The organism is Streptomyces sp. YKOK-I1 (assembly GCF_054660435.1).
In genome coordinates this window covers 6,433,829-6,457,111 of record NZ_BAAGDR010000001.1, presented here as the reverse complement: position 1 = coordinate 6,457,111, position 23,283 = coordinate 6,433,829, and the positions used below count along the sequence as shown (strand labels likewise).

Here is a 23,283-nt window from a genome sequence, read left to right as displayed (position 1 = left end):
GCGGAACGTTCCTTACCTGGTGAGGGCGGAGAGAGAGGGTCCGAGGATCCAGCCGGCGATCTCCCGGATCGCGCCGTCGCCACCGGGGACGGTGGTGACCGCGCGTGCGGCGCCGCGTACGACGTCGTGGGCGCTCGCGACCGCCACCGGCCAGCCCACGAGGGCGAAGCAGGGGAGGTCGTTGACGTCGTTGCCGACGTAGAGCACGCGCTCCGGCGCGATGCCCTGTTCCTCGCACCACTGCTTGAGTGCGAGGTCCTTGCGGTCGATGCCGTGCAGGACCGGGAGCTTCAGCTTCCGGGCCCGGGCGGCGACGACCGGGTTCTGTTCCGTGGACAGGATCAGGAGCGGGAAGCCGCTCCTGCGCAGGGCGGCGATGCCGAGGCCGTCGCCGCGGTGGACGGAGACGAACTCCCGTCCGTCGGAGTCGATCAGCACCCGGTCGTCGGTCTGGGTGCCGTCGAAGTCGAGGACGATCGCGTCGATGTCGTCCGCGGTGGGCAGACCGTCGGGGCGGTCCGCGTCGAAGAGGGGGGCCAGGGCGCGGGCCCGGGCGAGGTCGTGCGGGTCGTCGACCTCCAGGACCCGCGCGGGGTCGGTGCGGACGAGGTCGGTGCGGCCGAAGAAGCGGTGGCCGTGCTCGCGGAAGCCGGCCGCGTCCATGGCGTAGGCGGCGCCGGTCTCCAGGAAGTCCTGGGGGCGGTCCTGGCGGCGGGGGCGGTAGGACTTGTCGTGGTTGACGCCGTTGCCGCCGGCGTCGGCGTCGCGCCAGACGAAGCCGTGGAAGGGGGCCACGGTCACCGCGGTGTCCGCGCCCTTCTCCGCGACGGCCGAGGCGACTCCGTCGACGTCCTCGCGGACCAGGAAGGGGCTGGTGCACTGCACGAGCAGGACGACGTCGACCGGGCTGCCGTGCTGGGCCTCGTGGGCGTCCATGGCGTGCAGGACGGCCGCCTCGGAGGTGGCGGTGTCGCCGGCGATGGCGGCCGGGCGCAGCACGACCTCGGCGCCCGCCTCGCGCGCCGCGGCGGCGATGGCCTGGTCGTCGGTGGAGACGACGACATCGGTGACGAGCCGGGTGGCCCGGCACTCGCGGACCGCGCGGGCGACCAGCGGGACGCCACCGACGGGGGCGAGGTTCTTCGCGGGCACGCCCTTGGAGCCGCCACGGGCGGGGATCACCGCGAGGACGCGGCGCCGCTCCGCCGGGGAGTCGGACATGGGGGCCATGGGTGCTTCTCCTTGCTGTGGAAGACGTTCGATCACGGCGCTCCCCGCGTGGGGCGGCGAACCGCCGCGACCGGCCCGCCGATCACCAGCCGCACGCGGCACGCCCGCGCCGGACGGCGGACCGCCGCAGCCGACGCGCCGATCGGCGTCCGCACGCGGCACGCCCGCGCCGGACGGCGCGGATCCGACACCGCCTGCCCGGCCCACCACCGGACGGCCCACCGCCGGACGGCCCACCGCAGGGCGGTCTGCTGCCGGACGGCCCACCGCCGGACGGTCCATGGCCTGACGGCCCACCGCCGGACGGCCCAGTGCCGGGCGGTCCGCTGCCGGACGGCCCACCGCCGGACAGTCCGCTGCCGGGCGGTCCGCTGCTGGACGAGGGTCCGCTGCCGGACGGCCCACCGCCGGACGGTCCATGGCCTGACGGCCCACCGCCGGACGGCCCAGTGCCGGGCGGTCCGCTGCCGGACGAGGGTCCGCTGCCTGGCGGCCTACCGCCGGACAGTCCAGTGCCGGGCGGTCTGCTGCCGGACGGCCCGCCGTCGGACGGCCCACCACCAGACGACCCCCGCTCGTCGGACGGCCCGCCGTCGGACGGCTCCCGCTCACAGGTCCCCCATCCGTCGGATCACGGGGGCCACCCGCTGCACCCCGTGCCGGTAGGCGCCGCGGGCGGCGCGGCGCACGATCTGGCGGACCGGGCCGGGATCCTTGTCGGAGGCGGGGGCGCCGGGCAGCGGGCTGCCGTCGGGGCCGAGGTGGTGGCGGGCGAGGATGCCGGGCAGATAGCCGGGTGCGGTGGCGGGCGTGTACCAGGGGGTCAGGGGCGGCAGTCCGCCGGGCCGGTCGAGCAGCTTGGCGATGCGCTCGCGGGCGGCGTCGAAGGCGGTGGCGTAGGAGCCGGCGGCCGCGACGCCCTGCCGGGCGACCCACTCCGGGTCGGGGGCGGGCCGGTGGCCGGCGTCGAGCTGGTCCCAGGAGGCGAGACAGCCGGAGCCGACGAAGTGGTGGTTGCCGAGGGCCTCGCGCACCCCGAGGTCGCTGAGGACGACGGTGGGGACCCGGCGGTGGAGGGACTCCAGGGCCGCGGTGGAGCTGATCGTGACGAGCAGGTCGGTGCGGTCGAGGACCTCGCCCATGTTGCCGTAGACCAGGCGGAAGTTGGCCGGCGGGTCGAGCCGCTGGACCAGCTTCTGGTAGGGCAGTTCCTCGATGTGGGTGGTGTGTTCGCCGGGCTTGGAGCGCAGCTTCAGCAGCACCTCGCGCTCGGGGTGCAGCCGGGCGTGCCGGACCAGCCGGTTCAGCAGGTACGTACGGTCCTTGCGGCTCTCCGGTACGGAGGGCTGCGCGGCGAAGACGACGGTGTACGGGTCGTGCTCGCCGGTGTAGGGGTCGCCGCCGAGGAACGGCAGGGCGACCTCGGTCACCGAGGAGGAGTCGGCGCCGACCCCGTCGTAGACCGCGCGGAACCGCTCGGCGTCCTGGCGGGAGTTGGCGAGGACGAGGTCGGCTCCGTGCCGCAGCAGCAGGCCGTCGGCGAGCTTCTCGTAGACGACGCCGACATAGCCGGTGACGACGACGGGGCGGTCGGCCCGGCCCTCCCAGACCCGCTTGAGGCCGTGCAGGACGGCCTGGACGCCGCCGCCGACGAGCGCGAGGACGAGGACGTCGTACGACTCCTGCGTCATGGCGCGCAGGAACTCGACGGCGGTGACCTCGCGCAGGGAGTCGGCGCGCACGCCCACCTCGGCGAGCTGACGCGGGGTGGGGGTGGCGCGGCCGCGCAGGAGGTATCCGTCGAGGACGGGGACGACCGGGTCGGCTTGCACCCCGCTTCCGGATCCGGGCACGATCCTGGAGGCGGTCAGCGCACCCCATTTCCAGCGGGTGTCCGAGTCCGCGAGGACGGCAATCCGTGGGGGGTTCGCAGTACTTGCTGGCACGACGAAGACGCTAGAAAGCAAAACCCAGGGTTGGCCCAACCTCGATTCAACGAAAAGTTAACAGCAGCCCACCGGCGGCCGAACTGGCTCTCCGGAAGCCGTGCCGCACGCCCGGTGCACCATTCCGACACATTGAGTTCACCCCCTGTCTCCTCAACGGAAAGTTCCGTTGTCGGGGGCCCTCCTAGGATTTCTCCGTGCCAAAGCTTTCCGTGATCGTGCCGTTCTACAACGTCCAGCAATACGCGCCGGACACCCTCAGAAGCCTTCGTCTCAACGCCCGCCCGGACTTCGAGTTCGTGCTGGTGGACGACAAATCGAAGGACGAAACTCCGGCCATTCTCGAACGGGCGGTCGATGAGCTTTCCGAGGTCGCCCGGGTGCGTTACGTCCGCCATGAGGAGAACGGAGGGCTGGCCACCGCGCGCAACACCGGACTCGACGCGGCGAGCGGCGAGTACCTGACGTTCCTCGACGGCGACGACTGGCTGGCGCGCGGGTATCTGACCGAACTGGTCACCGCGATCGAGACGCTGGGCTGCGACTTCGTCCGGACCGACCATGTGCAGGCCACCGGCCGGGCCCGCACGATCGTCCGGCATCCGCTCGGCCGGCGGGCGGAGGTGCTGAGCCCGCGGGACGCGATCCTGCCGGTCGACCGCTCCACGTCCGTCGACTACGCCTACGCCTGGGCCGGCGCCTACCACCGCCGGCTCCTCGACCGCGGGCTGCTGCACTTCACGCACGGGCTGCGCACCGCCGAGGACCGGCCCTGGATCTGGAAGCTGCACCGGGAGGCGGAGTCGTTCGCGGTGCTGAACCTGCACGGTGTCTTCTACCGCCGCGGGGTCGCCTCCTCCCTCACCCAGATCGGCGACGCCCGTCAGCTCGACTTCATCCGCGCCTTCGACCAGGTGATCGAGGAGACCGCGCGGGACCGGGAGGCGGACCGGCTGCTGCCGAAGGCGGTGCGCACCTACTGCGCGATCATCGCCCACCATCTCGCGGAGATCGACAAGTTCGAGCCCGCCGTGGCCAAGCAGCTGCGCACGATGAGCTCGGCGGCCATAAGGCGGATGCCGCAGGAGCTGCTCACCGACGTTCTCGACACCATGGACCTGCGCCGATCCGCGAAGCTGCGGCGGCTCAGGCGCCAGATCACCAGCGCGAAGGCGGCCGCCTGATGGCACGCACCACCGGAAACACCACCCAGATCTTCTGCGCCTCCACCCTGTACGGCGCGGCCACCCTCGCCGCCGCCCTGGACGCCGGCTGCTTCCCGGCGGCCGGGCGACGGCTGCTGCTGGTGTGCAACAACGCGACGAACCCGGAGACCGCCCCGGCCCTCGACGAGATGCCGGGCTTCGCGCCCCTGCGGGACCGCTTCGACGAGGTCCTGTCCTGGAACGAGGCGATCAGCCCCTTCCACCCGGGCGCCTGGACCCCGCGTCCCGACGACGTCCCGCTGTTCGAGCGCTATCTGCGGCTGCTGTGGGGGCTCGGCGCGGACCGGGTGGAGATCGTCCTGGAGTCCCTCCAGGTCAACCCGGCGCAGGCGATCGCCCAGGTGTTCCCGGGCGCGCCGATCGAGGTCTACGCCGACGGCCTGATGAGCTACGGCCCGACCCGCAACAAGCTCGACCCGCTGATCGGCACGCGGGTGCGCCGGCTGCTCCATCTGGACCTGGTCCCCGGGCTCGTACCGCTGCTGCTCACCGAGTTCGAGGTGCCGGCGCGCACGGTTGCGGCGGCCGCGTTCCTGAAGGTGCTGGGGCAGGTCGCGGACGCCGTACCGGAGCTGCCCGCGCTGCCCGACGAGCCGGCGCTGCTGCTCGGGCAGTACCTCTCCGCGCTGGACATCATGTCCGCACAGGAGGAGGAGGACCTGCACGTACGGATGATGCGGGGGGCGGTGGCCAAGGGGCACCGCTCGGTCGTCTTCAAGCCGCATCCGTCCGCGCCGGCCCGCTACAGCCGGATCCTGGAGACGGAGGCGGCCAAGCTGGGGGTCGACCTCACGGTCCTGGACACGCCCGTGCTCGCCGAGGTGCTGTTCCAGAAGGTGCGGCCCGCGCTGGTCGTCGGCTGCTTCTCCACCGCGCTGTTCACCGCGTCGGCGTTCTACGAGCTGCCGGTGGCGCGGACCGGCACCGGGCCGCTGCTGGACCGGCTGACGCCGTACCAGAACAGCAACCGGGTGCCGGTGGTACTCGCGGACGCGCTGCTGCCGGACCTGGAGGACAAGGAGAAGTCTGTCGCGGCCGACACGCTGGGCGGGCTGTTGTCCGCCGTCGGATTCGTCATGCAGCCGCAGATCCTTTCCGGTCTGCGCCCCGAGGCGGAGGACTATCTGCGCACTCGACTCGGCCCGCGCACCCAGCGGTACTTCAAGCGCAAGCGGCTGACTTCTCTGGGGCTTCCGGGCGGTATCCCGGAACGCCTCGCGTTCCTTCCGCACAACTCCACGGCCCGTCGGGTGGTGCGGCGGGCGAAGGCACTGCGGAAGGCGATCAAGCGGTGATACGCCACCACCCGGTCAAATAAACCCGAAAAGATGAAGAGCAACGGGGAAGCCCGCTTTCGGACGGGCGGAGTTGGGCCGCGGTTAACCAACGCTCCATAGCTTCCCCGAATGCTGCAAACAGCGCTCTCCCAACAACCGGTCGCCGCCCCGGTACCGGAACAGCGGCCGCTGATCTCCTACGTCCTGCCGGTCTACAACGAGCAGGACGGCATCGGCGCCTTCCACACCGAGCTGACCGCAGCCCTCGACGGCCGCCCCGAGCTCGACTTCGAGATGGTGTACGTCAACGACGGCTCCGCCGACGGCTCGCTGGCGATCCTCAGGGCGCTGGCCGAGCAGGACCGCCGGGTGCGCATCGTCGACTTCGCCCGCAACTTCGGCCACCAGATCGCCATCACCGCCGGCCTGGACGTCGCCCGGGGCGACGCGGTGATCGTCATGGACACCGACCTCCAGGACCCGCCCCGGGTCAGCCTGGAACTGGTGGACGCCTGGCGCGAGGGCGCGGAGATCGTGCACGCGCGGCGCCGCAGCCGCCAGGACACCGCGTTCAAGCGGACCACCGCGCACCTCTACTACCGCGTGCTGCGCTCCTCCACCGAGGTCGACATCCCGCTCGACACCGGCGACTTCCGCCTCCTCGACCGGCGGGTCGCCGACGAGCTGCGCAAGTACCGGGAGAAGAGCCGGTTCGTGCGCGGGATCGTCGCCTCGATGGGCTACCGGCAGACCGAGGTCGCCTTCGACCGCGACGAACGCTTCGCCGGCGAGACCAAGTACCCGCTGCGCAAGATGGCCAAGCTCGCCATCGACGGGGTGACCAGCTTCTCCACCGTGCCGCTGAAGATGATCACCCGGCTCGGCTTCGTCGTCCTGGCCCTCTCGACGGTCGGCATCCTCTACGCCCTCGCCATGAAGTTCTTCCGGCCCGACATCACCGTCTCCGGCTGGACGATGCTGATGGTCGTCGTGCTGTTCCTCGGCGGCGTGCAGATGCTGTCCCTCGGGGTCATAGGCACCTACATAGGCCGCATCTACAGCGAGGCGCAGGGCCGTCCGCTGTACCTGGTGCGCGAGGTGATCGGCGGTTCCCGGGCCGATGACTGAGACCACGGCCGGGATCCAGGCGCCCTCCGCGTCCTCGTCCTCCTCCGGGACCGTGCGCCAACTGGTCCGCTACACCCTCATCGGCGGCAGCGGGGTCACCCTCGACCTCGTCGTCTTCCTGCTGCTGCACAACGGGGCCGGGATGGACGAGCAGTTCGCCAACGCGATCAGCACCACGCTCGCCATCACCAACAACTTCGCCCTGAACGCCCGCTTCACCTTCGAGGCCCGGGACCGGCTGTTCGTCCGCTTCCTGCGCTTCTACGCCGTCGGCCTGACCGGCATCGCCCTCACCAACCTGCTCTTCCTCGCCTTCACCGACGGCCTGGGGATCAACGCCAACCTCGTCAAGGTGGGCTCGATGCCCCTGGTCCTGGCGCTCCAGTTCGTGCTCAACAAAAAATGGAGTTTTGCATGAACCTCGGCATCATCGGCGCCGGAGCCACCGGGCTGACCGCCGCCTGGGACGCCGTACGGGCCGGGCATCAGGTGACCATCCTGGAGGCCGCCGGGGAACTCGGCGGGCTGGCCGCCTCGCTGGAGGTGGGCGGGGTGCCGCTGGAGCGGTACTACCACCACATCTTCCGCAGCGACAAGGCGATGATCGCGCTGATCGGGGAGCTGGGGCTCGCGGACGCGCTGCGGTTCCACAGGCCGACCACCGGGATCTACCGGGGCGGGAAGCTCATCGACTTCACCACCCCGTTCGACATGCTCCGCTTCCCGGAGTTCTCGCCGGTGGACGCGGTCCGCTTCGCGGGGTCGTCCGCGGTGCTGAAGGCCGTACGGAACGGCGAACGGTACAACGACCTCACCGCCCTCGCCTGGCTGCGCAGACGGGCCGGGAAGAAGGCCACGGCGGCCGTCTGGGAGCCGCTGCTGAAGGGCAAGTTCGGGGACCGCGCCGAACAGGTGTCGATGGCGTGGCTGTGGGCCCGCATCCACTGCCGGACCTTCGAACTCGGCTATGTGGACGGCGGGTTCGAGCGGGTCTACGCCGCGCTGCGGGACGGGATCGAGGAGCGGGGCGGGAAGGTCGAGTTCGGCAAGGCCGTCGAGACCGTCCGGCAGGAGGGCGACACGCCGGTCGTGACGTGCGCGGACGGTTCGACGTACCGCTTCGACCACCTGATCGTCACCACCCCGCAGCCCGCCTTCGCCAAGGCCGCCGGGCTGCCCTCCGAGGACGCGGTCTGGAAGAACCGGTACCTGGGCGCCACCTGCTTCGTCCTGGAGCTGGACCGCAGTGTGATCCCGTACTACTGGCTGAACATCAACGAGCCGGACTTCCCGTTCCTCGCGGTGGTCGAGCACACCCGGATGATCGACCCGTCGGTGTACGGCGGCCGGCACGTGCTGTACGTCGGCAACTACGTGGAGCGCGAGGACTGGCGTTTCACGACCGACCCGGCCGAGCTGCTGGAGAGGTTCACGCCGTACCTGAAGCGGGTCAACCCGGACTTCGACCTGTCCTGGGTGAGGAACTGGCACTTCTCGAAGGCCGGGTTCGCCCAGCCGGTCGTGACGCCCGCGTACAAGGCCCTGATCCCGCCCCACGAGACCCCGCTGAGCCGGGTCACCCTGGCCACGATGGCCCAGATCTACCCGCAGGACCGCGGCCAGAGCTACTCGGTGGAGATGGCGCGGAAGGTGACGGGGCAGCTCGGACTGCGGTGAGCCGCGGGACACGGGTAAGAAAAGGGGCCCCGGTCGCTCGACCGGGGCCCTTGCTCGTACCGCTCACTTCCGCTTGCAGACCACCAGCGGGGTCTTCGGCTTCAACGGCGGGCAGGCGTACGTCGCCTGTACGCGCTCGCGCAGGCCGGGGTCGACATAGGCCAGGCGGAACCAGGCACGGTCGAGGATGGCGTAGGGCGCCGGGTCGTGGTCGACGCAGTCGGCGTTCTCCTTGAAGGACTTCAGGTCGGCCACGTCCGGGATGAAGCGGGTGCGCTGGAGGAAGGTGGCGATCGGGTACCGGCACTGGGCCGGGTGGTCGACGTAGTACACCGTGTCGCCGAAGGCCAGGTACAGCACCTTCGCCCCGGCCGGGAGCCGGGCGCGCAGCTTGTCGGCGTCCCTCTGCTTGGTCTCCGTGTTCGCGTGGAACCCGGCGTTCGTCACGGACACCTTGCCGTACTGGGCGAGATGCGGGGACGTCGGCCAGATCGGACCGGCCAGCAGGACGACTCCGGCGAGCGCGACCGGGGCCAGTGAGCGCCGGGGCAGGTCCGTCAGCCGGGTGTCGGCCAGCGCGGCGAACAGGGCGACCAGGCCGAGCCCCCACATCGTCGCCGGGCGCTGGAGGCCGTGCGGCAGCCGGGTGTAGAGCGCGGGCAGGGTGCCGTACAGCAGGGACACCGCTCCGAAGCACCACGGGGGCTTCAGGGATCCACCCACCGCCAGGCCCCAGGCGGCGGCGGCGAAGACGGTGAGCTGGACGGCGTGGTACGGGAACCAGTTGCCCTGGACGATCACCACGGCCAGCGAGCCGAAGCCGGTCAGCACGGCGATCGTGAGCAGTTCGAGGCGGCGGGCACGGCCCTGGACCCGGGTGAGCAGGAGCAGCAGCGCGCCGGGCAGGAGCAGCAGCACGGGGGTGAGGACCGACCGGTCGGCGAGGAACTCGAAGGACCGGTGGAGGACGAATCCCGGGCGGATGCCGGTGCGGCTGAGGGCCGACTGGTTGATCTGCGGCATGTCGTGCGTCCACTGGAGCTCGTGCGAGCCGGCGAGGACGCTCAGTCCGAAGAGTGCGACGGCGGCGGGTACGGCGACGGCGGCGACGCGGATCGCCCGGCCGCGGTCGGCCGCCCACAGGATGAGGACGCCGAAGGCGGCGGTGGAGGCGGTGGAGTACTTCATCATCACCGCGAGGCCCAGCGGCAGCGCGGCGAGCAGGGCGGCGGGCCAGGCCCGGCGGATCCCGAGGGCGGCGGCGAGGCCGAACACGGTCAGCACCACCGCCGTCCACTCCGGCTGGAGGAAGTCGGTGCGCGGGGCGAGGACGAGGACGAGTCCGGTGGCGCCCGCGGTGAGGGCGGCCTCGCGCGGGGTGGTCCGGCGCAGCAGTGCGGTGTACAGGGCGAGGGCCGCCGCCGCGACGACGAGCGCACCCTCGGCTTCGATGATCGTCTCCCGTACGACCACGCCGCCGGAGGTGGGCAGGTCCAGCAGGGCGATGAACCAGCGGTAGAAGAACGGGCGGTGGGTGAAGACCTCGGACGGGGAGTAGCCGGCCTCGCCGCCGAGGCGCAGGGCGGCGAGCACGTACTGGAGGTCGCCCGTCAGCCGCCGGGTGAGGACCGTGTACACGACGGCCGCCCCGGCCGAGGCCGCGACCACCGGCCACCACAGGGGTGACCGGCGGGCGCGGGGGGCGGGCGGCGCGTCGACCGGGGCGGTCGTCGTCGCCATGCGGTCAGCCGCCCAGGATCGTGCGCAGGTCGGCGGAGTTGGCCTCGGTGACCTTCCACAGTTCCTGCTGGCGGCCGTGCACGTCGGCGACCGTGCGGTCGTGGTCGGCGAGCAGGTCGCGGGAGCGTTCGACGAGGAGCGCGGCGAGGTTGCGGTCGTGCACCGAGACACCCCACTCGGGGCGGTCGATGTCGCGCAGGAAGTACGCCATCTTGGGGTGCGAGATGAGGCTGATGATCGGGGTGCCGCAGCCGAACGGGATCATGCCGGCGTGGCCGCGCATGCCGATGACCAGCTTGGTCCGGGCGTACAGCTCGCGGATGGCGTCGTTGTCGAAGTCGTACATCGGGATGACGGGCAGCGAGACGCCGTGTTCGCGGCGCAGGTCGAAGGCGATCTTCTCGTCGTCGAGGGAGTGCGCCACGCACTGCACGTCGGCCAGCTCGCGCAGGCCCTCGACGGCCTTGGCCATCTGGGCGAGGAAGTAGCCGTAGTCGTGGCCGAAGCGCAGGCCGGCGCGGTCGTAGGCGGCGTTGACCAGGATGGTGTCGTCGCGGCTCGCCGGGTCCTGCCAGCCGGCGACGAGCTGGCGGGTGACCGTGGTCGGGCAGGGCTGGAAGCGGACCTTGTCGTGGAGGTGGGCGGGGAGCATCGCCCGGACCTTCTCGATGGAGCCGTGGTTGCGCAGGCCGAAGAACGAGGACTTCTCGACGAGCAGGCGCAGTGACTCGCGGAAGCGGTGGGCGCGGTAGGACTGGCCGTCGAAGGCGTTGAAGCCGACGGCGTAGACCGCGATCGGGACCTCGATGCCCTTCAGCATCTCGTCCGGGACGTTCCACTGCCAGGCGCTGTTGCCGTTGGGCATGGTGTCCGGGATGAAGAGGCCGCCGCCGCCGATGACCAGACCGCGGCGGGCGTTGACGCGCTCCAGGGCGGCCTCGTCGAAGAGGCGGTGGGCGTGCACGGAGTGCCAGCGGCGGGAGGTGGTGTCGCGGTCGAAGCCGAGCCGGACGCTCTCCGGGAGCAGTTTGTCGCCGGCGTTGCCCTGGCGGTCCATGTAGAACGCGACGTGGGCGAGCTGGTCCTCGGGGCGGCCGGCGGGCTGGGCCGGGATGCCGGTGGTGCGCTGGTGCCAGATGCGGCTGGCGCGGTGGGTGGGGTCGACGGTGAGGCCGGCGGTGGCGTACGCGCGGGCCTGGGTGTCGTCGCCGTGCACCCAGGCGATCTGGGCGAGCCGGGAGAAGGCGGTGGCGGCCCGGTTGGGGGCGGCGGCGGCGAGGTGGAGCTGGGCCTTGGCCTCCTCGTAGCGGGAGACGCTCATCAGGGCGTTGCCGTACACCTCGTGCGGCCAGGCCTCGTCGACCGGCAGATGGACCCGCTCCAGGATGTCGACGGCGGCCTGGAAGTCGCCGGCGCCGATGTGGGCGAGGGCGACCTTGCGGGCGGTGTCGACGTCGCCGGTGCGCTCGACGTGCGGGGTGCCGTAGTGGACGAGCAGGTCGTGGTGGAGGGTGTCGCCGGCCTGAAGGTAGGCGGCGTGGAACTCGGCGTCGGTCAGCTCGAACTCGGCCCAGCGCTCCTGGGCGAGCCCGTAGCCGGCCTCGCCGCCCTGCCAGGGCTTGTGGCGGCCGGTGAAGTGCAGCACGGCGACGTCGTCGGGGACCGGGAGGTCGCCGGAGAGGCGGCGCTTGACGTAGTTGTACGTGGGGTCGAGGTCGACGAAGTCGCCGTCGAGGAGGGCGTTGAGGATGCCCTGGTCGTGCTTGTCGAGCTCGTAGGTGCCGCTGCGGCCGATCGCGTCGATCTTCGCGCAGAACGCGTCGGTGAGGTACTCCTTCTGGATGACGAGCAGTCCGCTGTTGAGCATGCGGGTCTTGTCGCCGTAGAAGAACTGCGGGACGGCGGCGAGGCCGTGGCGCAGCGTCAGGAGGTCGTCGACCGGGCCGAGGACCACCATGTCGGTGTCCAGGGTGATCACGGTGTCGTAGTCGCGGATGCGGAAGACGTCGAGGATGAAGTACGCCTTGCGGACGAGGTAGTTGTCCTGGTCGCCCTTGACGTAGGAGTCGTAGTGGTCGGCGTCCACCCGGCGGAACTGCACGCGCGGGTGCAGGTCACGGATCGCGGCGACGGAGGCGGGGCGCAGGCCGTCGTGGAGGACGAGGAAGTCCTCGCAGACCTCGGGGTTGGACAGGGCCAGGGAGCGCAGCAGGACGAGGAAGCCGGGGAGGTAGTTCTCGTCGACGAAGCTCGCGAAGGCGATGCGGCGCCTGCCGGTCAGGGCGGAGGCGTCGGTGGCGGGCGCGGCCGGGGCGGATATGGGGGTCGTGGTCGTCATCGCAGGGAAATCCTCATGCCGGAGACGCTCTGGGCCCGTTCCATGACCCATGTCTTCTCGCTGCCGTATTCGTGCACGTTGGTGATGGCCAGCTTCATCGCCTCGGGGAGGCGGTAGGCGCCGCTCTCGTAGAAGTCGAAGCCGATCAGGTCGAGCGTGGGGCTGACGTCGAGGAAGTCGAGCAGCCAGAGCATGTTGAAGCCGGAGGTGGGGATGGCCGCGAACTGCTCGGTGGTCCAGCCGCCGATGGTGCGCACGGGCCAGCGCAGCGACTCGTCGTTGACGTACGTCTGGGCGCCGGGGATCAGCTTGTTGCGGACGGAGTACTTCCAGTCCGGTGAGCTGCCGCTGAGGACGAGCCGGGTGTCGACGGGCTTGTCCCAGTTGTAGTGGTGCTTGTGGATGGTGACGTGGACGTCGGTCTTCCTGCCGGTGTGCGCCGGGTCGATGCGGTACGAGTTGAAGCGCACGACGAGGTCGTAGGCATCGATGTCGTGGCCGAGGCCGCTCTCGCCGACCTTGCCCGAGTTGGCGACGAGGCAGATCGACTTGCCGGCGATGCGGTTGCGGAACTCGCCGAGGCTGAGCCACTGCACGCCCCCGAACAGGGGGTCGGGGACCGGGCCGCGCATCCGGTTGCGGCGGGTGTCGGCGTACAGGGCGAGGGCCCGGGTCAGTTCGGGGGTGGGCCGGCTCTGCCGGCCGGTGGCCAGGTCGAGGTAGTGCGCGAGGGCCTCCTGGACCTCGTCCTCGCGGGCGCCCTCGCGGTCCATGGCGAGCAGCGCGCCGGCCAGCCGGGCCTCGGCGCCGGGCTGGTCGCCGGCGGCGTGCGCGGCGAGGCCGTCGGCCCAGGCGTCGGTGGCGGGTCCGGCGGCGAAGCGGCCGGCCTCGGGGACGGTGCGCTCCAGCAGGGTCAGCAGTTCGGTGCGGGCCCGGGTGGCGGCGTGGATGCCGTCGACGCGGGCGCGGACGCCGAAGCCGTCCTCCTTGGTGAGTTCGAGGTAGCGCTCGTAGGCCTCGGCGGCCTCCTCGGGCAGGCCGAGGGCCTCCAGGATCCGGCCGCGCAGCCGCCAGCCGGCGCGGGAGCCCCGGCGCAGGTGGAGGATGGTGTCGGTGAGGGTGAGCGTGAGGTTCAGCTCGTCGTCGTAGGGGCAGACGACGGCCTTGTTGCCGACGTTGAGCAGGGCGTCGAGGACCTCGTTGGCGAGGGTGCCGCCGCTGCCGGTGGCGGCGGCCTTGGTGCGCCGGAGCAGGCTCGTGGCGGTGGGCGTGGGCGCGGACTGCTCCTGGACCGCCCAGGTGGCGAGGAGCTGGCGCAGCGCCTCGGCGACCGCCTGGCGGCGCGGGTCGAGGCTGCCGACGAGCTTGCCGCTGTGCACGGAGCAGGCGCGCAGGCAGTCGTCGAGCGAGACCGGGGATGGCGCTGACGAGGGCCTCTGCGGCCTGGCGTCTGACCCTCTGCTGCGGACCCTCGTCATGGTTCTCCGGTTCTCCTGGGCTTATGAAAAGCGTATTGACGTACTGAAACCTGGTGAGGTTGGGAGAACGTAAGAAAGGAAAACGACGCCCAGGTGAACCCCTCGGAACAGAGGAGCGAATGCTGAGGCTGTCGAACAGAAGTTTCGCGGGTGACGCCATAGGGTCCACATAGACGGCACTCATCCGCATTCCCAGGGACACCCGCGTGACACAGACGGTCGTGAACACGGCACAGGGGGGCAGCCGCACGGTGGCCACCCGCAAGGCGGCACCGCGCGGCGGCGGCCGGCTGCGCGCGCTGGACGGGCTGCGGCTGATCGCGGCCCTGATGGTGGCGTGTTACCACTACGGCGGCCGGGGCGGCGACATCACCCGCGCCTGGGGCACCTCCGCGTCGAAGGTCTTCCCGACCCTGCACACGCCGTTCGCGTACGGCTGCCTGGGCGTCCAGGTCTTCTTCGTGATCAGCGGTTTCGTCATCTGCATGAGCGGCTGGGGCCGCCCGCTGCGCTCGTTCTTCGCCTCCCGGGTGGCAAGGCTGATGCCCGCGTACTGGGTGGCGGTGCTGCTGGTGACGGCCGTCTTCGCGCTGCCGGTGGTCGTCTACGACGCGGTCTCGCCCAGTGACGTCCTGGTGAACCTGACCCTGCTTCAGCAGCCGCTGGGCGTGGACCGGGTGCTGGGCGTGGACTGGACGCTGTGGGCGGAGGTCCGCTTCTACGCGCTGTTCGCCCTGTGCGTGGTGCTGCCGGGGGCGAGCCGGCGCCGGGTGATCCTGTTCTGTACGGGCTGGATCCTGGCGGCGGCGATCGCGCAGGGCGCGCACCAGCCGCTGCTCGACATCGTCCTGATGCCGGAGTACGCGCCGTTCTTCGTCGGCGGGGTCGGCCTCCACCTGGTCCACCGCGACCGCCGGGACCCCTACGCGTGGGGCATCACCGCGGTGAGCTTCCTCATCGGCCAGCACTACGCGGTGCGCAGTCTGTGGAACGTCTCCGACCCGAACGCCTTCGCCCACCGCACCTCGTACGGCATCATCGCGGTCGTCGCCTTCGGGTTCCTGGCCGTCGGGGCGATCGCCCTGGGCTGGCTGGACCGGGTGAACTGGGGCTGGCTGACGGTGGCGGGTGCGCTGACGTACCCGTTCTACCTGGTGCACGAGCATCTGGGCTGGGTCGTGGTCGCGGCCCTGCACCGCCGGCTGGGCGTCCCGTCCTCCGCCACGTTCCTGCTGACGATCGCGGGGATGCTGGTGCTGGCGTACGTACTGAACAAACTCGTGGAGGAGCGGCTGACGCCGAGGCTCCGGAAGGCACTCACGGCCCCCCGTCGGTGAATTCCCGGTGAATTGCGGGACCCTTTTCAGGAAACCTCGTACCGCGCCCCGATTCCCGCGATGACGATCTCCAGCCCTTCGTCGAAATGCGTGCCGTAATCGGCGAAGATCTCCGCGCCCGCCCGCGCGGACAGCGGGAATTCGGCGAGCAGCCGGGCGCGCTCCTCGATGTCGTAGCCCTCGCGCCGTTCGTCCGGCAGCGGCTGCACGCCCTGCTCCTCGATGACGAACCCGATGGTGTACGAGTACGCCGTCGACGAAGCCCGGACCGCCTGCCCCAGGGTGAACCCGGCGGCCGTGAACAGCCGCAGGTTCTCCTCCATCTCCCGGGCGTGATCGGTTCCGGTGAAGTGTGAGCCGCTGAACACCCGCGCGCCGTCGCGGTAGGCGAGCAGGGCCTCGCGCAGCCCCCGGTTGGCCTTGCGCAGCCGCTCCTGCCAGGAATCGCCGGGATCGAGGGCGGCTCCGGCGACCATGCGCCGGTACATCTCGGTGGCCATCTCGTCCAGCAGCGCCTGCTTGTCCTTGAAGTGCCAGTACAGGGCCGGCGCCTTGACGTCGAGCTCCTTGGCGATGGCGCGCAGGGTGAGCCCGTCCAGACCGGTCTCGTTCAGAAGCGCCAGGGCGGTGTCCGCGACGCGCTTGCGGTCGAGGGGGGCTCGTCGTTCCGTGTTCACGCTTGACAGCTTAACGCCGTTAAGGCCACTCTCGTGAAGGACAGCACTTAACAACGTTAAGGAGAGTGGCGCTGTGCGACAGACGGACGTACTGATCGTGGGCGCGGGCCCGACCGGGCTCGCCCTCGGCATCGACCTGGCCCGGCGCGGGGTGGACGCGCTGGTGGTGGAGCGCGGCGAGACCCTCGCCCCCGGCTCCCGCGGCAAGGGCCTGCAACCGCGCACCCTGGAGATCTACGAGGACCTCGGCGTCCTCGACGCGGTCCTCGCCGCCGGCGGCCCCTACCCCGTCGGCATGATCTGGCAGGACGGGAAGCAGGCCGGCGAGCACGAGATGTTCGACCCGGCCGAGGACGGCGAGGAGGGCTCCCGATTCACCGTCCCGTGGATGATCCCGCAGTGGCGCAACCAGGAGATCCTGCGGGCCCGGCTGGCGGAACTCGGCGGCGGGATCGCCTTCGGGCACGAGCTGACGGGGATCGAGCAGGACGGCGAAGGGGTCACGGCGCACTTCGCCTCCGGCGAACCGGTGCGCGCCCGGTACGCGGTGGCCGCCGACGGGGGCCGCTCGGCGGTGCGCCGGGCACTGGGCATCGGTATGACGGGCGAGACGGTCGACCCGGACCCGCTGCTGGTGGCGGACGTACGGATCACGGGCCTGGAGCGGAGGTGGTGGCACGTCTTCCCGCCGGCCGGGGAGGGCGCGGGATTCCTGGCGCTGTGCCCGCTGGCCGGGACGGAGGACTTCCAGCTGGCGGCGCAGTTCCCGGACGGCACCGACCTGGAGCCCCTGCTGTCCCTGGCCGGGGTCCGCGCGGTGATCGCCGAGCGCACCCACCTCGGCCCCGGGGATGTGACCGCGGTCGGCTGGTCCTCCAACTTCCGCCCGCGCGCCGCCCTGGCGGACCGCTTCCGCGAGGGCCGGATCCTCCTCGCCGGGGACGCGGCGCACGTCCACTCCCCCGCCGGCGGCCAGGGCCTGAACACCAGCGTCCAGGACGCCTACAACCTGGGCTGGAAGCTGGGCGCGGTCCTGGACGGGCGGGCCCCGGAGTCCCTCCTGGACACCTACGAGGAGGAGCGCCGCGCGAACGCCGCGGCCATGCTGGGCCTGTCGACCGCCATCCACCGGGGCGAGGCCCGCCGGGGCGCGAAGACCCGCCAACTGGGCCTGACCTACCGGGAGTCGTCGCTGAGCGTGGAGACCCGCCCCGCCCCGGGCGAGATCCGGGCGGGCGACCGTATGCCCGACCTGACGGTCGACGGGACACGACTCTTCGACCGCCTGCGGGGCCCTGACTGGACCGTGCTCACCCTGCCGGAAGGCGTCTTCCTGGTCCGCCCGGACGGCTATGTGGGCTGGGCGGGCGAGACGGAGAGGGGTATGGATCAGTACCGGGTACGCGTCGACCACGGCCCGACCGGTTGATCGACGTCCTTCCTGCCTGTTGAATCGTCGGCACCGTGGCACGGGACTTCACGAAGGGGGATGCAGGGTGGGGGAGCCGGGTGGCCCGATGGATCTCATGGGCGCGTTCTTCGTCTTTCTGGGGACCTGCGGCTTGATCATCCAGTTGCAGAGCCTCTGGGACTACCGACGCCTGCGGCGGCTGGAGCGGCATGGGGTCGAGGGTGAGGCGACCATCGTCCGCACGCAACCCGCTCGGGGTCTGACGCTCCGGTTCTTCTTCGCGGTCAGGCTGCCCGGAGGTGAGTCCGGTGGGGAGTTCTCCGAGGTGCTCCTGGAGCCGGTCGGTTCGCCGGGTGACGTGGTCCCCGCCCTCTACGATCCGGGCGATCCCCGGCGTGCGAAGACCGGAACGCGCGGGAGTATCGATTACAAGGCCGAACGCGCTGCCGTGTACCTCTTCGGCGGCGGCGGAGGGGCGCTGTTCGTCGCCGGGATCGTGATCCTCTTCCTGACGCGCGGCTGGTGACAGAAGCGGCCCCTGCCTACGTGCTCGCCAGCGAGAGCTTGACCGCGAAGCCCAGAAAGAGCACCCCGGCCGCCGAGGTGGCACCTGCCGACAAGCGCCGACGACGCTGGAAGGCAGAAGCGAGCTTCGTGCCTCCGAAGATCAACGCCGACAGGTAGAGCACGCTCGCCGCCTGCGCGAAGGCACCCAGCACCACGAAGGACAGCGCCGGGTAGGCGTACGAGCTGGAGACGAACTGCACGAAGAAGGCGACGAAGAACAGGATCGCCTTGGGGTTGAACAGACTGACGACCAGCGCCCGCCGGAAGGGACGCTCGTCGGACACCACGGCCTCCCCCTCGGGGAGAACCCGCTCCCGGCGCGTCCGCCACATCCCCCACGCGGCCCGCAGCATCCCGAGGGCGAGCCAGCTCAGATAGCCGGCGCCGGCGTACTTCACGATCCCGAACAGCACGGCGTTGGCCTGGAGCAGCGAGGCGACCCCGGCCGCCGACAGCGTCATCAGCACGGTGTCCCCGCACCACACCCCGGCCGCGGCGGTGTAGCCCGCGCGCACCCCGCGCCGGGCGGCGACGGAAAGGACGTACAGGGAGTTGGGTCCCGGAAGGAGGACGATCAGGACGAGGCCCGCGAGATAGGTGGGAAGGTCGACGACTCCGAACATGGGGACGAGTGTCGCATAGGGGTTCACCCATCAGAACGCGCTGGTCAGAACGCGTCGGTCGGGACGTACGTCCCCCACACCTCCCGCAGCGCGCCGCACACCTCTCCCACCGTGGCCCGGGCCCGCAGCGCCTCCTTCATCGGGTACAGGACGTTGTCCTCGCCCCTGGCCGCCTTCCGCAGGGCGGCCAGGGCGTTCTCGACCGCCGGCCGGTCGCGCCCGGCGCGCAGTCGCGCGAGCCGCTCCGCCTGCCGGGCCTCGATGGCCGGATCCACCCGGAGCGGCTCGTACGGCTCCTCCTCGTCGAGCCGGAAGCGGTTGACGCCCACGACCACCCGCTCACCGGAGTCGGTCTCCTGGGCGATCCGGTAGGCGTTGCGCTCGATCTCGTCCTTCTGGAAGCCCTGCTCGATCGCCGCGACCGCGCCGCCGAGCTCCTCGACCCTGTGCATCAGCCCGCGCGCCGCCGCCTCCATGTCGTCGGTCATGCTCTCGACGACGTACGAGCCCGCGAAGGGGTCGACCGTCGCGGTCACGTCCGTCTCGTGGGCCAGCACCTGCTGGGTGCGCAGCGCCAGCCGCGCGCTCTTGTCCGAGGGCAGCGCGAGCGCCTCGTCGAAGGAGTTGGTGTGCAGGGACTGGGTGCCGCCCAGGACGGCGGCCAGGCCCTGCACGGCGACCCGCACCAGGTTCACCTCGGGCTGCTGGGCCGTCAGCTGGACCCCCGCGGTCTGGGTGTGGAAGCGCAGCATCAGCGACTTCGGGTTGCGCGCCCCGAACTCCTCCCGCATCACCCGCGCCCAGATCCGGCGGGCGGCGCGGAACTTCGCGACCTCCTCCAGGAGGGTCGTACGGGCCACGAAGAAGAAGGACAGCCGGGGGCCGAAATCGTCGACGTCCATGCCCGCCGCCACCGCCGTTCGGACGTACGCGATACCGTCCGCCAGGGTGAAAGCGATCTCCTGCGCCGGAGACGCGCCCGCCTCCGCCATGTGGTAGCCGGAGATCGAGATGGTGTTCCACCTCGGGAGCTCGGCCCGGCAGTACCGGAAGACGTCGGCGGTCAGCCGCAGGGAGGGCCGGGGCGGGAAGATGTACGTCCCGCGCGCGATGTACTCCTTGAGCACGTCGTTCTGGACGGTCCCCGTCAGCCGGTCCGCCGCGACGCCCTGTTCCTCCGCCACCAGCTGGTACAGCAGCAGGAGCGGCGCCGCCGGGGCGTTGATCGTCATCGACGTGGACACCTGGTCCAGCGGGATCCCGCCGAACAGCACCCGCATGTCGTCGAGGGAGTCGATGGCCACGCCCACCTTGCCGACCTCGCCGTGGGCGAGCGGGGCGTCGGAGTCGTGGCCCATCTGGGTGGGCAGGTCGAAGGCGACGGACAGGCCGGTCGTGCCGTGCGCGATGAGCCGCCGGTAGCGGGCGTTGGACTCGGCCGCCGTGCCGAAGCCCGCGTACTGGCGCATGGTCCAGGGGCGGCCGGTGTACATGGACGGGTGGACGCCCCGGGTGAAGGGGTAGCTCCCCGGTTCGCCCAGCTGCTCGGCCGGGTCCCAGCCGTCCAGGGCCGCGGGCCCGTACACCGGCTCGATGGGCAGTCCCGACTCCGACTCACGCACCATGCCCACCACCATGCCGCTCCGTTCGCCCGGCGTCATCCGGGGGGAACATCTCAGGCATGCGGATGCGGAGATCGATCATCGCCCTGGCCGGCACGGCGGCCCTGGCGTCCCTGTGCGGCTGTACCGTGCGGACCCCGGACACCCAGGACGGCAGGGCGCGCCCGCCGGTCCACGTCGATGTCACCCGGACGACGCCCGCCCCGGACCCGAGCGGCACCGCCCCGGACGACAAGCCGAACGCGGACCGGACCCCCGGCACACCGTCGCCCGCCCCGGCGGTGCGGTGGAGGCGCGGCGACTCCGGGCGGGACGTGCGGGAGCTCCAGGCGCGGCTGCGGCAGCTCGCCTGGCTCTTCGAGGGGCCCACGGGACGGTACGAGGCGTCCACCGAGGAGGCGGTGAAGGGGTTCCAGGGCAAGCGCGGGCTGCCGCGGACCGGGACGACGGACACCGTCACCTGGGACCGGCTGGTCGGGATGACGCGCGAACCGGGGCAGTGGGAGCTGTATCTGATGGGCGGTCAGCCCGCGGCCGCGCCCGACTCCCGGTGTCTGACCGGGCGGGTGCTGTGCATCGACAAGACGAGCCGCACCCTGCGCTGGATGATCGACGGCCGGACCGTGTCGACGATGTCCGTGCGGTTCGGCTCGCAGTACACGCCCACCCGCGAGGGGGTGTTCCAGGTCTACTGGAAGTCCCGCGACCATGTGTCGACGCTCTACCACACGCCGATGCCGTACGCGATGTTCTTCAGCGGCGGCCAGGCGGTGCACTACTCGGCCGACTTCGCGGCCCGGGGCTACGCGGGTGCCTCGCACGGCTGTGTGAACGTACGGGACGAGGCGGCGGTCTCGGCGCTCTTCGCGCAGGTGCGCAGCGGCGACAAGGTCGTGGTGTCCTGGTGAGTTCGGGGCGCGGGCGGGACCGGGGGAACGTGTCCCGCCCGCGCCAGGTGCACGAGCCGTAGGTACGGGGGGAACCCCGGCTCTGTGCGAAGGCCGATGACCAGTCGGCTCACTTGTTACTGCGTCACGGCTCCCGAAAACGTCACACCCGGCGCGAAAAAATTTCCACGGATTATGAAGTCGCAGGTCAGATGGCGTGTGGGAGCGTGTGGGAGCCGGGGAGTCAGTGGCGGCCGGTGCCGCCGGTGCGGCCCGTGCCGCCGCTGTCCCCGCCGCCGCTGCCGCTGCTGCCGCCGTTCTGGGCGCCGCCGTCGTCGTCCGAGCCGGTGCCGCCGGAGTGGTCGTCGTCCTGGTCGTACCCGGTGCCGGCCGCACCGGCGCCCGCACCGACGGACAGCCCGGCGGTCCCTTCGTCGTGCTGGTCGCGGCCCGTGCCGCTGTCGTCGTCGCCCCAGGAGTTCCGGTCGTCCGCGTCGCCCTGGCCGTCGTCCGTGCCGCCGTCGGAGCCGCCGTCCAGGACGTCCGCGCAGTACGTCGTCACCCGGGACCAGCCGCCGGCCAGGTCCTCCAGGGTGCGGCGGCGCTCGGTGCCCAGCGTCCGGCCGGCCTCGATGTCCCGGCAGGACGAGGTCACGCCCTTCGGCCAGCCGCCGCGGGCGCCGGGTGCGCCGGAGGAGCCGTCGGTGCCCTGCGCGCTCCCGGTGGTGTCGGGGTCGGTGCCGCCGTCCGGCGCCACCGCGTCCGGGCCGCCGCCGGAGGCGGCCGGGGAGGGCGAGGCCGACGGGCCGTCGGGGCTCGCGGCGCTGGAGACGGAGGCCCCGGGTTCGGGGCCGGCCCCGTCGAAGGGGCTCGGCAGCACTCCGGAACCGGCGGCCACCGCGACCCCGCCGAGCATCCCGGCGGCCACCGCGGCGGCCAGCCCGAGCCGGAGCGGGCGGCTCCAACGGCGGTGTGCCCGTTCGCCGTTGCGATCGGCGGCGGTGCGGCCGCCGATGCGGACCAGTCCGGCGTCGCCCGGGTACGCCGACGGGTGTGACGTACGCGACTGCGGTGACGTGGCGGACCCGGCGGGGAACTCACGGGCCGCCCGGGCCTCGCTGAAGGCCTTCAGGGCGGCCGCCTCACCGGGGAGCTCCTCGTCGGCCCGCAGCGGTTCGGCGCCCAGCGCGGAGAGCGCGGCCAGCGTTCTGGCGAGGCGTTCGGCCTGGTCATGGGCTTCCGGGGCGACAGCGTTCTCGGATGACTCACCGCGCAGCAGACGCTCCGCCGTCTCGCGGTCGAGCCACCTGTCCTGCTTGTCGGCCATCACATGTCCTTCTGCGTCCGCGCGCTCGCTTGCGTCACACTCGCGGACGTTACCGCGCGCGAACGCGGCCCTCGCTGCGGAGGCAGGGCGTCGAGCACCCCGGCGGCCTCCGGATCGTCGCCGAGCATCTCGGCGAGCTTCTTCAGGCCGCGGTGCGCGGCGGTGCGGACGGCGCCGGGGCGTTTGCCGAGGGTCTCGGCGGCGGTCTTGGCGTCCAGGCCCATCACGACCCGCAGCACGACCGCCTCGGCCTGGTCCTGCGGGAGCCGGGCGATGAGGTCGAGGGTGCGGCCGGTGGCCAGCGCCTCGATGGCCTCGCCCGCAGTGTCGCTCTCGGCGGCCCGGCCGGTCAGTTCGGTCTCGTCGCCGCCGATCGCGGGGCGCCGGCCGCGCATCCGTATGTGGTCGAGCGCGCGGTTGCGGGCGATCCGGGCGGCCCAGCCGCGGAAACGGTCCGCGTCACCGCCGAACCGCTCCAGGTCCCGGGCGATCTGCAGCCAGGCCTCGGAGGCCACGTCCTCGGCGTCGAGGTCGCCGACGAGTGTGCGCACGTACCCGAGGAGCCGCGGGTGCACCGCGCGGTACACCGTCCGGAAAGCGCTCTCGTCCCCGTTCTGTGCCGCAAGCACCGCGGCTGTCAGCTCCGCGTCGTCCCCCACGTCGTGGTTCCTCGGTCGGTCGATGGTCGCGGTCGAGACCGCTGGTCGTTGCGGTGGACCGCGGGTCGTTGCGGTGGTCTGCCGCTTGGCCGTCCGGCGCGAAAGGCACGTTACGACCTGAAAGCGTCGCCCG

The 23,283-nt window shown here is 71.7% G+C and carries 19 protein-coding genes; 9 read left to right on the top strand and 10 right to left on the bottom strand.

Features of this window, described 5'->3' with window-relative positions:
• Window positions 1-12: 12 nt before the first annotated feature.
• Window positions 13-1,221, bottom strand: coding sequence for a cytidylyltransferase domain-containing protein (locus ACYQ8Q_RS28800; RefSeq protein ID WP_460073526.1), 1,209 nt, complete (start codon window positions 1,219-1,221; stop codon window positions 13-15).
• 617 nt (window positions 1,222-1,838) lie between these two features.
• On the bottom strand, window positions 1,839-3,176 hold the full coding sequence (locus tag ACYQ8Q_RS28795) for a DUF6716 putative glycosyltransferase (RefSeq protein ID WP_460068764.1): 1,338 nt from the start codon (window positions 3,174-3,176) through the stop codon (window positions 1,839-1,841).
• A gap of 197 nt (window positions 3,177-3,373) precedes the next feature.
• On the opposite strand from ACYQ8Q_RS28795, the gene ACYQ8Q_RS28790 reads away from it, so the two are divergent.
• The 5 genes from ACYQ8Q_RS28790 (at window position 3,374) to ACYQ8Q_RS28770 (ending at window position 8,484) form a co-directional block, all read left to right on the top strand.
• Entirely contained in the window at window positions 3,374-4,360 is a 987-nt protein-coding gene (locus ACYQ8Q_RS28790) for a glycosyltransferase family 2 protein (RefSeq protein WP_460068763.1), read from the top strand.
• Window positions 4,360-5,697, top strand: coding sequence for a polysialyltransferase family glycosyltransferase (locus ACYQ8Q_RS28785; protein WP_460068762.1), 1,338 nt, complete (start codon window positions 4,360-4,362; stop codon window positions 5,695-5,697). The genes ACYQ8Q_RS28790 and ACYQ8Q_RS28785 overlap by 1 nt, the downstream gene beginning before the upstream one ends.
• A gap of 111 nt (window positions 5,698-5,808) precedes the next feature.
• Complete coding sequence (locus ACYQ8Q_RS28780; RefSeq protein WP_460068761.1) at window positions 5,809-6,807, top strand: glycosyltransferase family 2 protein; 999 nt, start codon at window positions 5,809-5,811, stop codon at window positions 6,805-6,807.
• A complete protein-coding gene (locus ACYQ8Q_RS28775; protein WP_460068760.1) occupies window positions 6,800-7,225 on the top strand; it encodes a GtrA family protein in 426 nt (141 codons plus the stop codon). The genes ACYQ8Q_RS28780 and ACYQ8Q_RS28775 overlap by 8 nt, the downstream gene beginning before the upstream one ends.
• A complete protein-coding gene (locus ACYQ8Q_RS28770) occupies window positions 7,222-8,484 on the top strand; it encodes an NAD(P)/FAD-dependent oxidoreductase (protein ID WP_460068759.1) in 1,263 nt (420 codons plus the stop codon). Before ACYQ8Q_RS28775 ends, ACYQ8Q_RS28770 begins: the two co-directional genes overlap by 4 nt.
• A gap of 63 nt (window positions 8,485-8,547) precedes the next feature.
• On the opposite strand, the gene ACYQ8Q_RS28765 is transcribed toward ACYQ8Q_RS28770, so the two are convergent.
• From ACYQ8Q_RS28765 to ACYQ8Q_RS28755, 3 genes are read right to left on the bottom strand one after another with little or no spacing between them, the layout of a single operon-like run.
• The gene (locus ACYQ8Q_RS28765) at window positions 8,548-10,224 is read right to left on the bottom strand and encodes a hypothetical protein (protein WP_460068758.1); all 1,677 of its coding nucleotides are present in this window, start codon (window positions 10,222-10,224) and stop codon (window positions 8,548-8,550) included.
• A gap of 4 nt (window positions 10,225-10,228) precedes the next feature.
• Window positions 10,229-12,562 (bottom strand): glycosyltransferase, encoded by a 2,334-nt coding sequence (locus ACYQ8Q_RS28760; protein WP_460068757.1) that lies wholly within the window; start codon window positions 12,560-12,562, stop codon window positions 10,229-10,231.
• Window positions 12,559-13,941: a glycosyltransferase family 29 protein gene (locus ACYQ8Q_RS28755; protein WP_460068755.1), complete on the bottom strand. Its 1,383-nt coding sequence runs from the start codon at window positions 13,939-13,941 to the stop codon at window positions 12,559-12,561. The genes ACYQ8Q_RS28760 and ACYQ8Q_RS28755 overlap by 4 nt, the downstream gene beginning before the upstream one ends.
• A 350-nt stretch (window positions 13,942-14,291) precedes the next feature.
• On the opposite strand from ACYQ8Q_RS28755, the gene ACYQ8Q_RS28750 reads away from it, so the two are divergent.
• A complete protein-coding gene (locus tag ACYQ8Q_RS28750) occupies window positions 14,292-15,377 on the top strand; it encodes an acyltransferase family protein (RefSeq protein ID WP_460073524.1) in 1,086 nt (361 codons plus the stop codon).
• 26 nt (window positions 15,378-15,403) lie between these two features.
• Here the strand turns inward: ACYQ8Q_RS28750 and ACYQ8Q_RS28745 are convergent, their stop codons facing one another.
• On the bottom strand, window positions 15,404-16,054 hold the full coding sequence (locus tag ACYQ8Q_RS28745; RefSeq protein ID WP_460068754.1) for a TetR/AcrR family transcriptional regulator C-terminal domain-containing protein: 651 nt from the start codon (window positions 16,052-16,054) through the stop codon (window positions 15,404-15,406).
• A 73-nt stretch (window positions 16,055-16,127) separates the two neighbouring features.
• Here ACYQ8Q_RS28745 and ACYQ8Q_RS28740 point away from each other — a divergent pair, with 73 nt between their 5' ends.
• Together ACYQ8Q_RS28740 and ACYQ8Q_RS28735 are read left to right on the top strand one after the other, a co-directional pair.
• Entirely contained in the window at window positions 16,128-17,483 is a 1,356-nt protein-coding gene (locus ACYQ8Q_RS28740; protein WP_460068752.1) for an FAD-dependent monooxygenase, read from the top strand.
• Between the two features lie 97 nt (window positions 17,484-17,580).
• Window positions 17,581-17,991: a DUF3592 domain-containing protein gene (locus ACYQ8Q_RS28735; protein WP_460068751.1), complete on the top strand. Its 411-nt coding sequence runs from the start codon at window positions 17,581-17,583 to the stop codon at window positions 17,989-17,991.
• 16 nt (window positions 17,992-18,007) lie between these two features.
• Here ACYQ8Q_RS28735 and leuE read toward each other — a convergent pair whose 3' ends face one another.
• Both leuE and ACYQ8Q_RS28725 read right to left on the bottom strand, forming a co-directional pair.
• The gene (gene leuE / locus ACYQ8Q_RS28730; RefSeq protein ID WP_460068750.1) at window positions 18,008-18,655 is read right to left on the bottom strand and encodes a leucine efflux protein LeuE; all 648 of its coding nucleotides are present in this window, start codon (window positions 18,653-18,655) and stop codon (window positions 18,008-18,010) included.
• Between the two features lie 44 nt (window positions 18,656-18,699).
• The gene (locus ACYQ8Q_RS28725; protein ID WP_460068749.1) at window positions 18,700-20,280 is read right to left on the bottom strand and encodes an acyl-CoA mutase large subunit family protein; all 1,581 of its coding nucleotides are present in this window, start codon (window positions 20,278-20,280) and stop codon (window positions 18,700-18,702) included.
• A gap of 62 nt (window positions 20,281-20,342) precedes the next feature.
• Between ACYQ8Q_RS28725 and ACYQ8Q_RS28720 the strand changes: the two genes are divergently transcribed.
• Window positions 20,343-21,185, top strand: coding sequence for a L,D-transpeptidase family protein (locus ACYQ8Q_RS28720; RefSeq protein WP_460073522.1), 843 nt, complete (start codon window positions 20,343-20,345; stop codon window positions 21,183-21,185).
• Between the two features lie 223 nt (window positions 21,186-21,408).
• On the opposite strand, the gene ACYQ8Q_RS28715 is transcribed toward ACYQ8Q_RS28720, so the two are convergent.
• On the bottom strand, window positions 21,409-22,491 hold the full coding sequence (locus tag ACYQ8Q_RS28715; protein WP_460068748.1) for a hypothetical protein: 1,083 nt from the start codon (window positions 22,489-22,491) through the stop codon (window positions 21,409-21,411).
• Entirely contained in the window at window positions 22,491-23,150 is a 660-nt protein-coding gene (locus tag ACYQ8Q_RS28710) for an RNA polymerase sigma factor (protein ID WP_460068747.1), read from the bottom strand. The genes ACYQ8Q_RS28715 and ACYQ8Q_RS28710 overlap by 1 nt, the downstream gene beginning before the upstream one ends.
• Between the last annotated feature and the right edge of the window lie 133 nt (window positions 23,151-23,283).

Bases quoted from the DNA above. Each gene is read 5' to 3' on its own strand.
- ACYQ8Q_RS28800 (WP_460073526.1), bottom strand. From the start codon at position 1,221: ATGTCCGACTCCCCGGCGGAGCGGCGCCGCGTCCTCGCGGTGATCCCC.
- ACYQ8Q_RS28785 (WP_460068762.1), top strand. From the start codon at position 4,360: ATGGCACGCACCACCGGAAACACCACCCAGATCTTCTGCGCCTCCACC.
- ACYQ8Q_RS28780 (WP_460068761.1), top strand. From the start codon at position 5,809: ATGCTGCAAACAGCGCTCTCCCAACAACCGGTCGCCGCCCCGGTACCG.
- ACYQ8Q_RS28775 (WP_460068760.1), top strand. From the start codon at position 6,800: ATGACTGAGACCACGGCCGGGATCCAGGCGCCCTCCGCGTCCTCGTCC.
- ACYQ8Q_RS28770 (WP_460068759.1), top strand. From the start codon at position 7,222: ATGAACCTCGGCATCATCGGCGCCGGAGCCACCGGGCTGACCGCCGCC.
- ACYQ8Q_RS28765 (WP_460068758.1), bottom strand. From the start codon at position 10,224: ATGGCGACGACGACCGCCCCGGTCGACGCGCCGCCCGCCCCCCGCGCC.
- ACYQ8Q_RS28760 (WP_460068757.1), bottom strand. From the start codon at position 12,562: ATGACGACCACGACCCCCATATCCGCCCCGGCCGCGCCCGCCACCGAC.
- ACYQ8Q_RS28735 (WP_460068751.1), top strand. From the start codon at position 17,581: ATGGGCGCGTTCTTCGTCTTTCTGGGGACCTGCGGCTTGATCATCCAG.
- leuE (WP_460068750.1), bottom strand. From the start codon at position 18,655: ATGTTCGGAGTCGTCGACCTTCCCACCTATCTCGCGGGCCTCGTCCTG.
- ACYQ8Q_RS28725 (WP_460068749.1), bottom strand. From the start codon at position 20,280: ATGGTGCGTGAGTCGGAGTCGGGACTGCCCATCGAGCCGGTGTACGGG.
- ACYQ8Q_RS28720 (WP_460073522.1), top strand. From the start codon at position 20,343: ATGCGGAGATCGATCATCGCCCTGGCCGGCACGGCGGCCCTGGCGTCC.
- ACYQ8Q_RS28715 (WP_460068748.1), bottom strand. From the start codon at position 22,491: ATGGCCGACAAGCAGGACAGGTGGCTCGACCGCGAGACGGCGGAGCGT.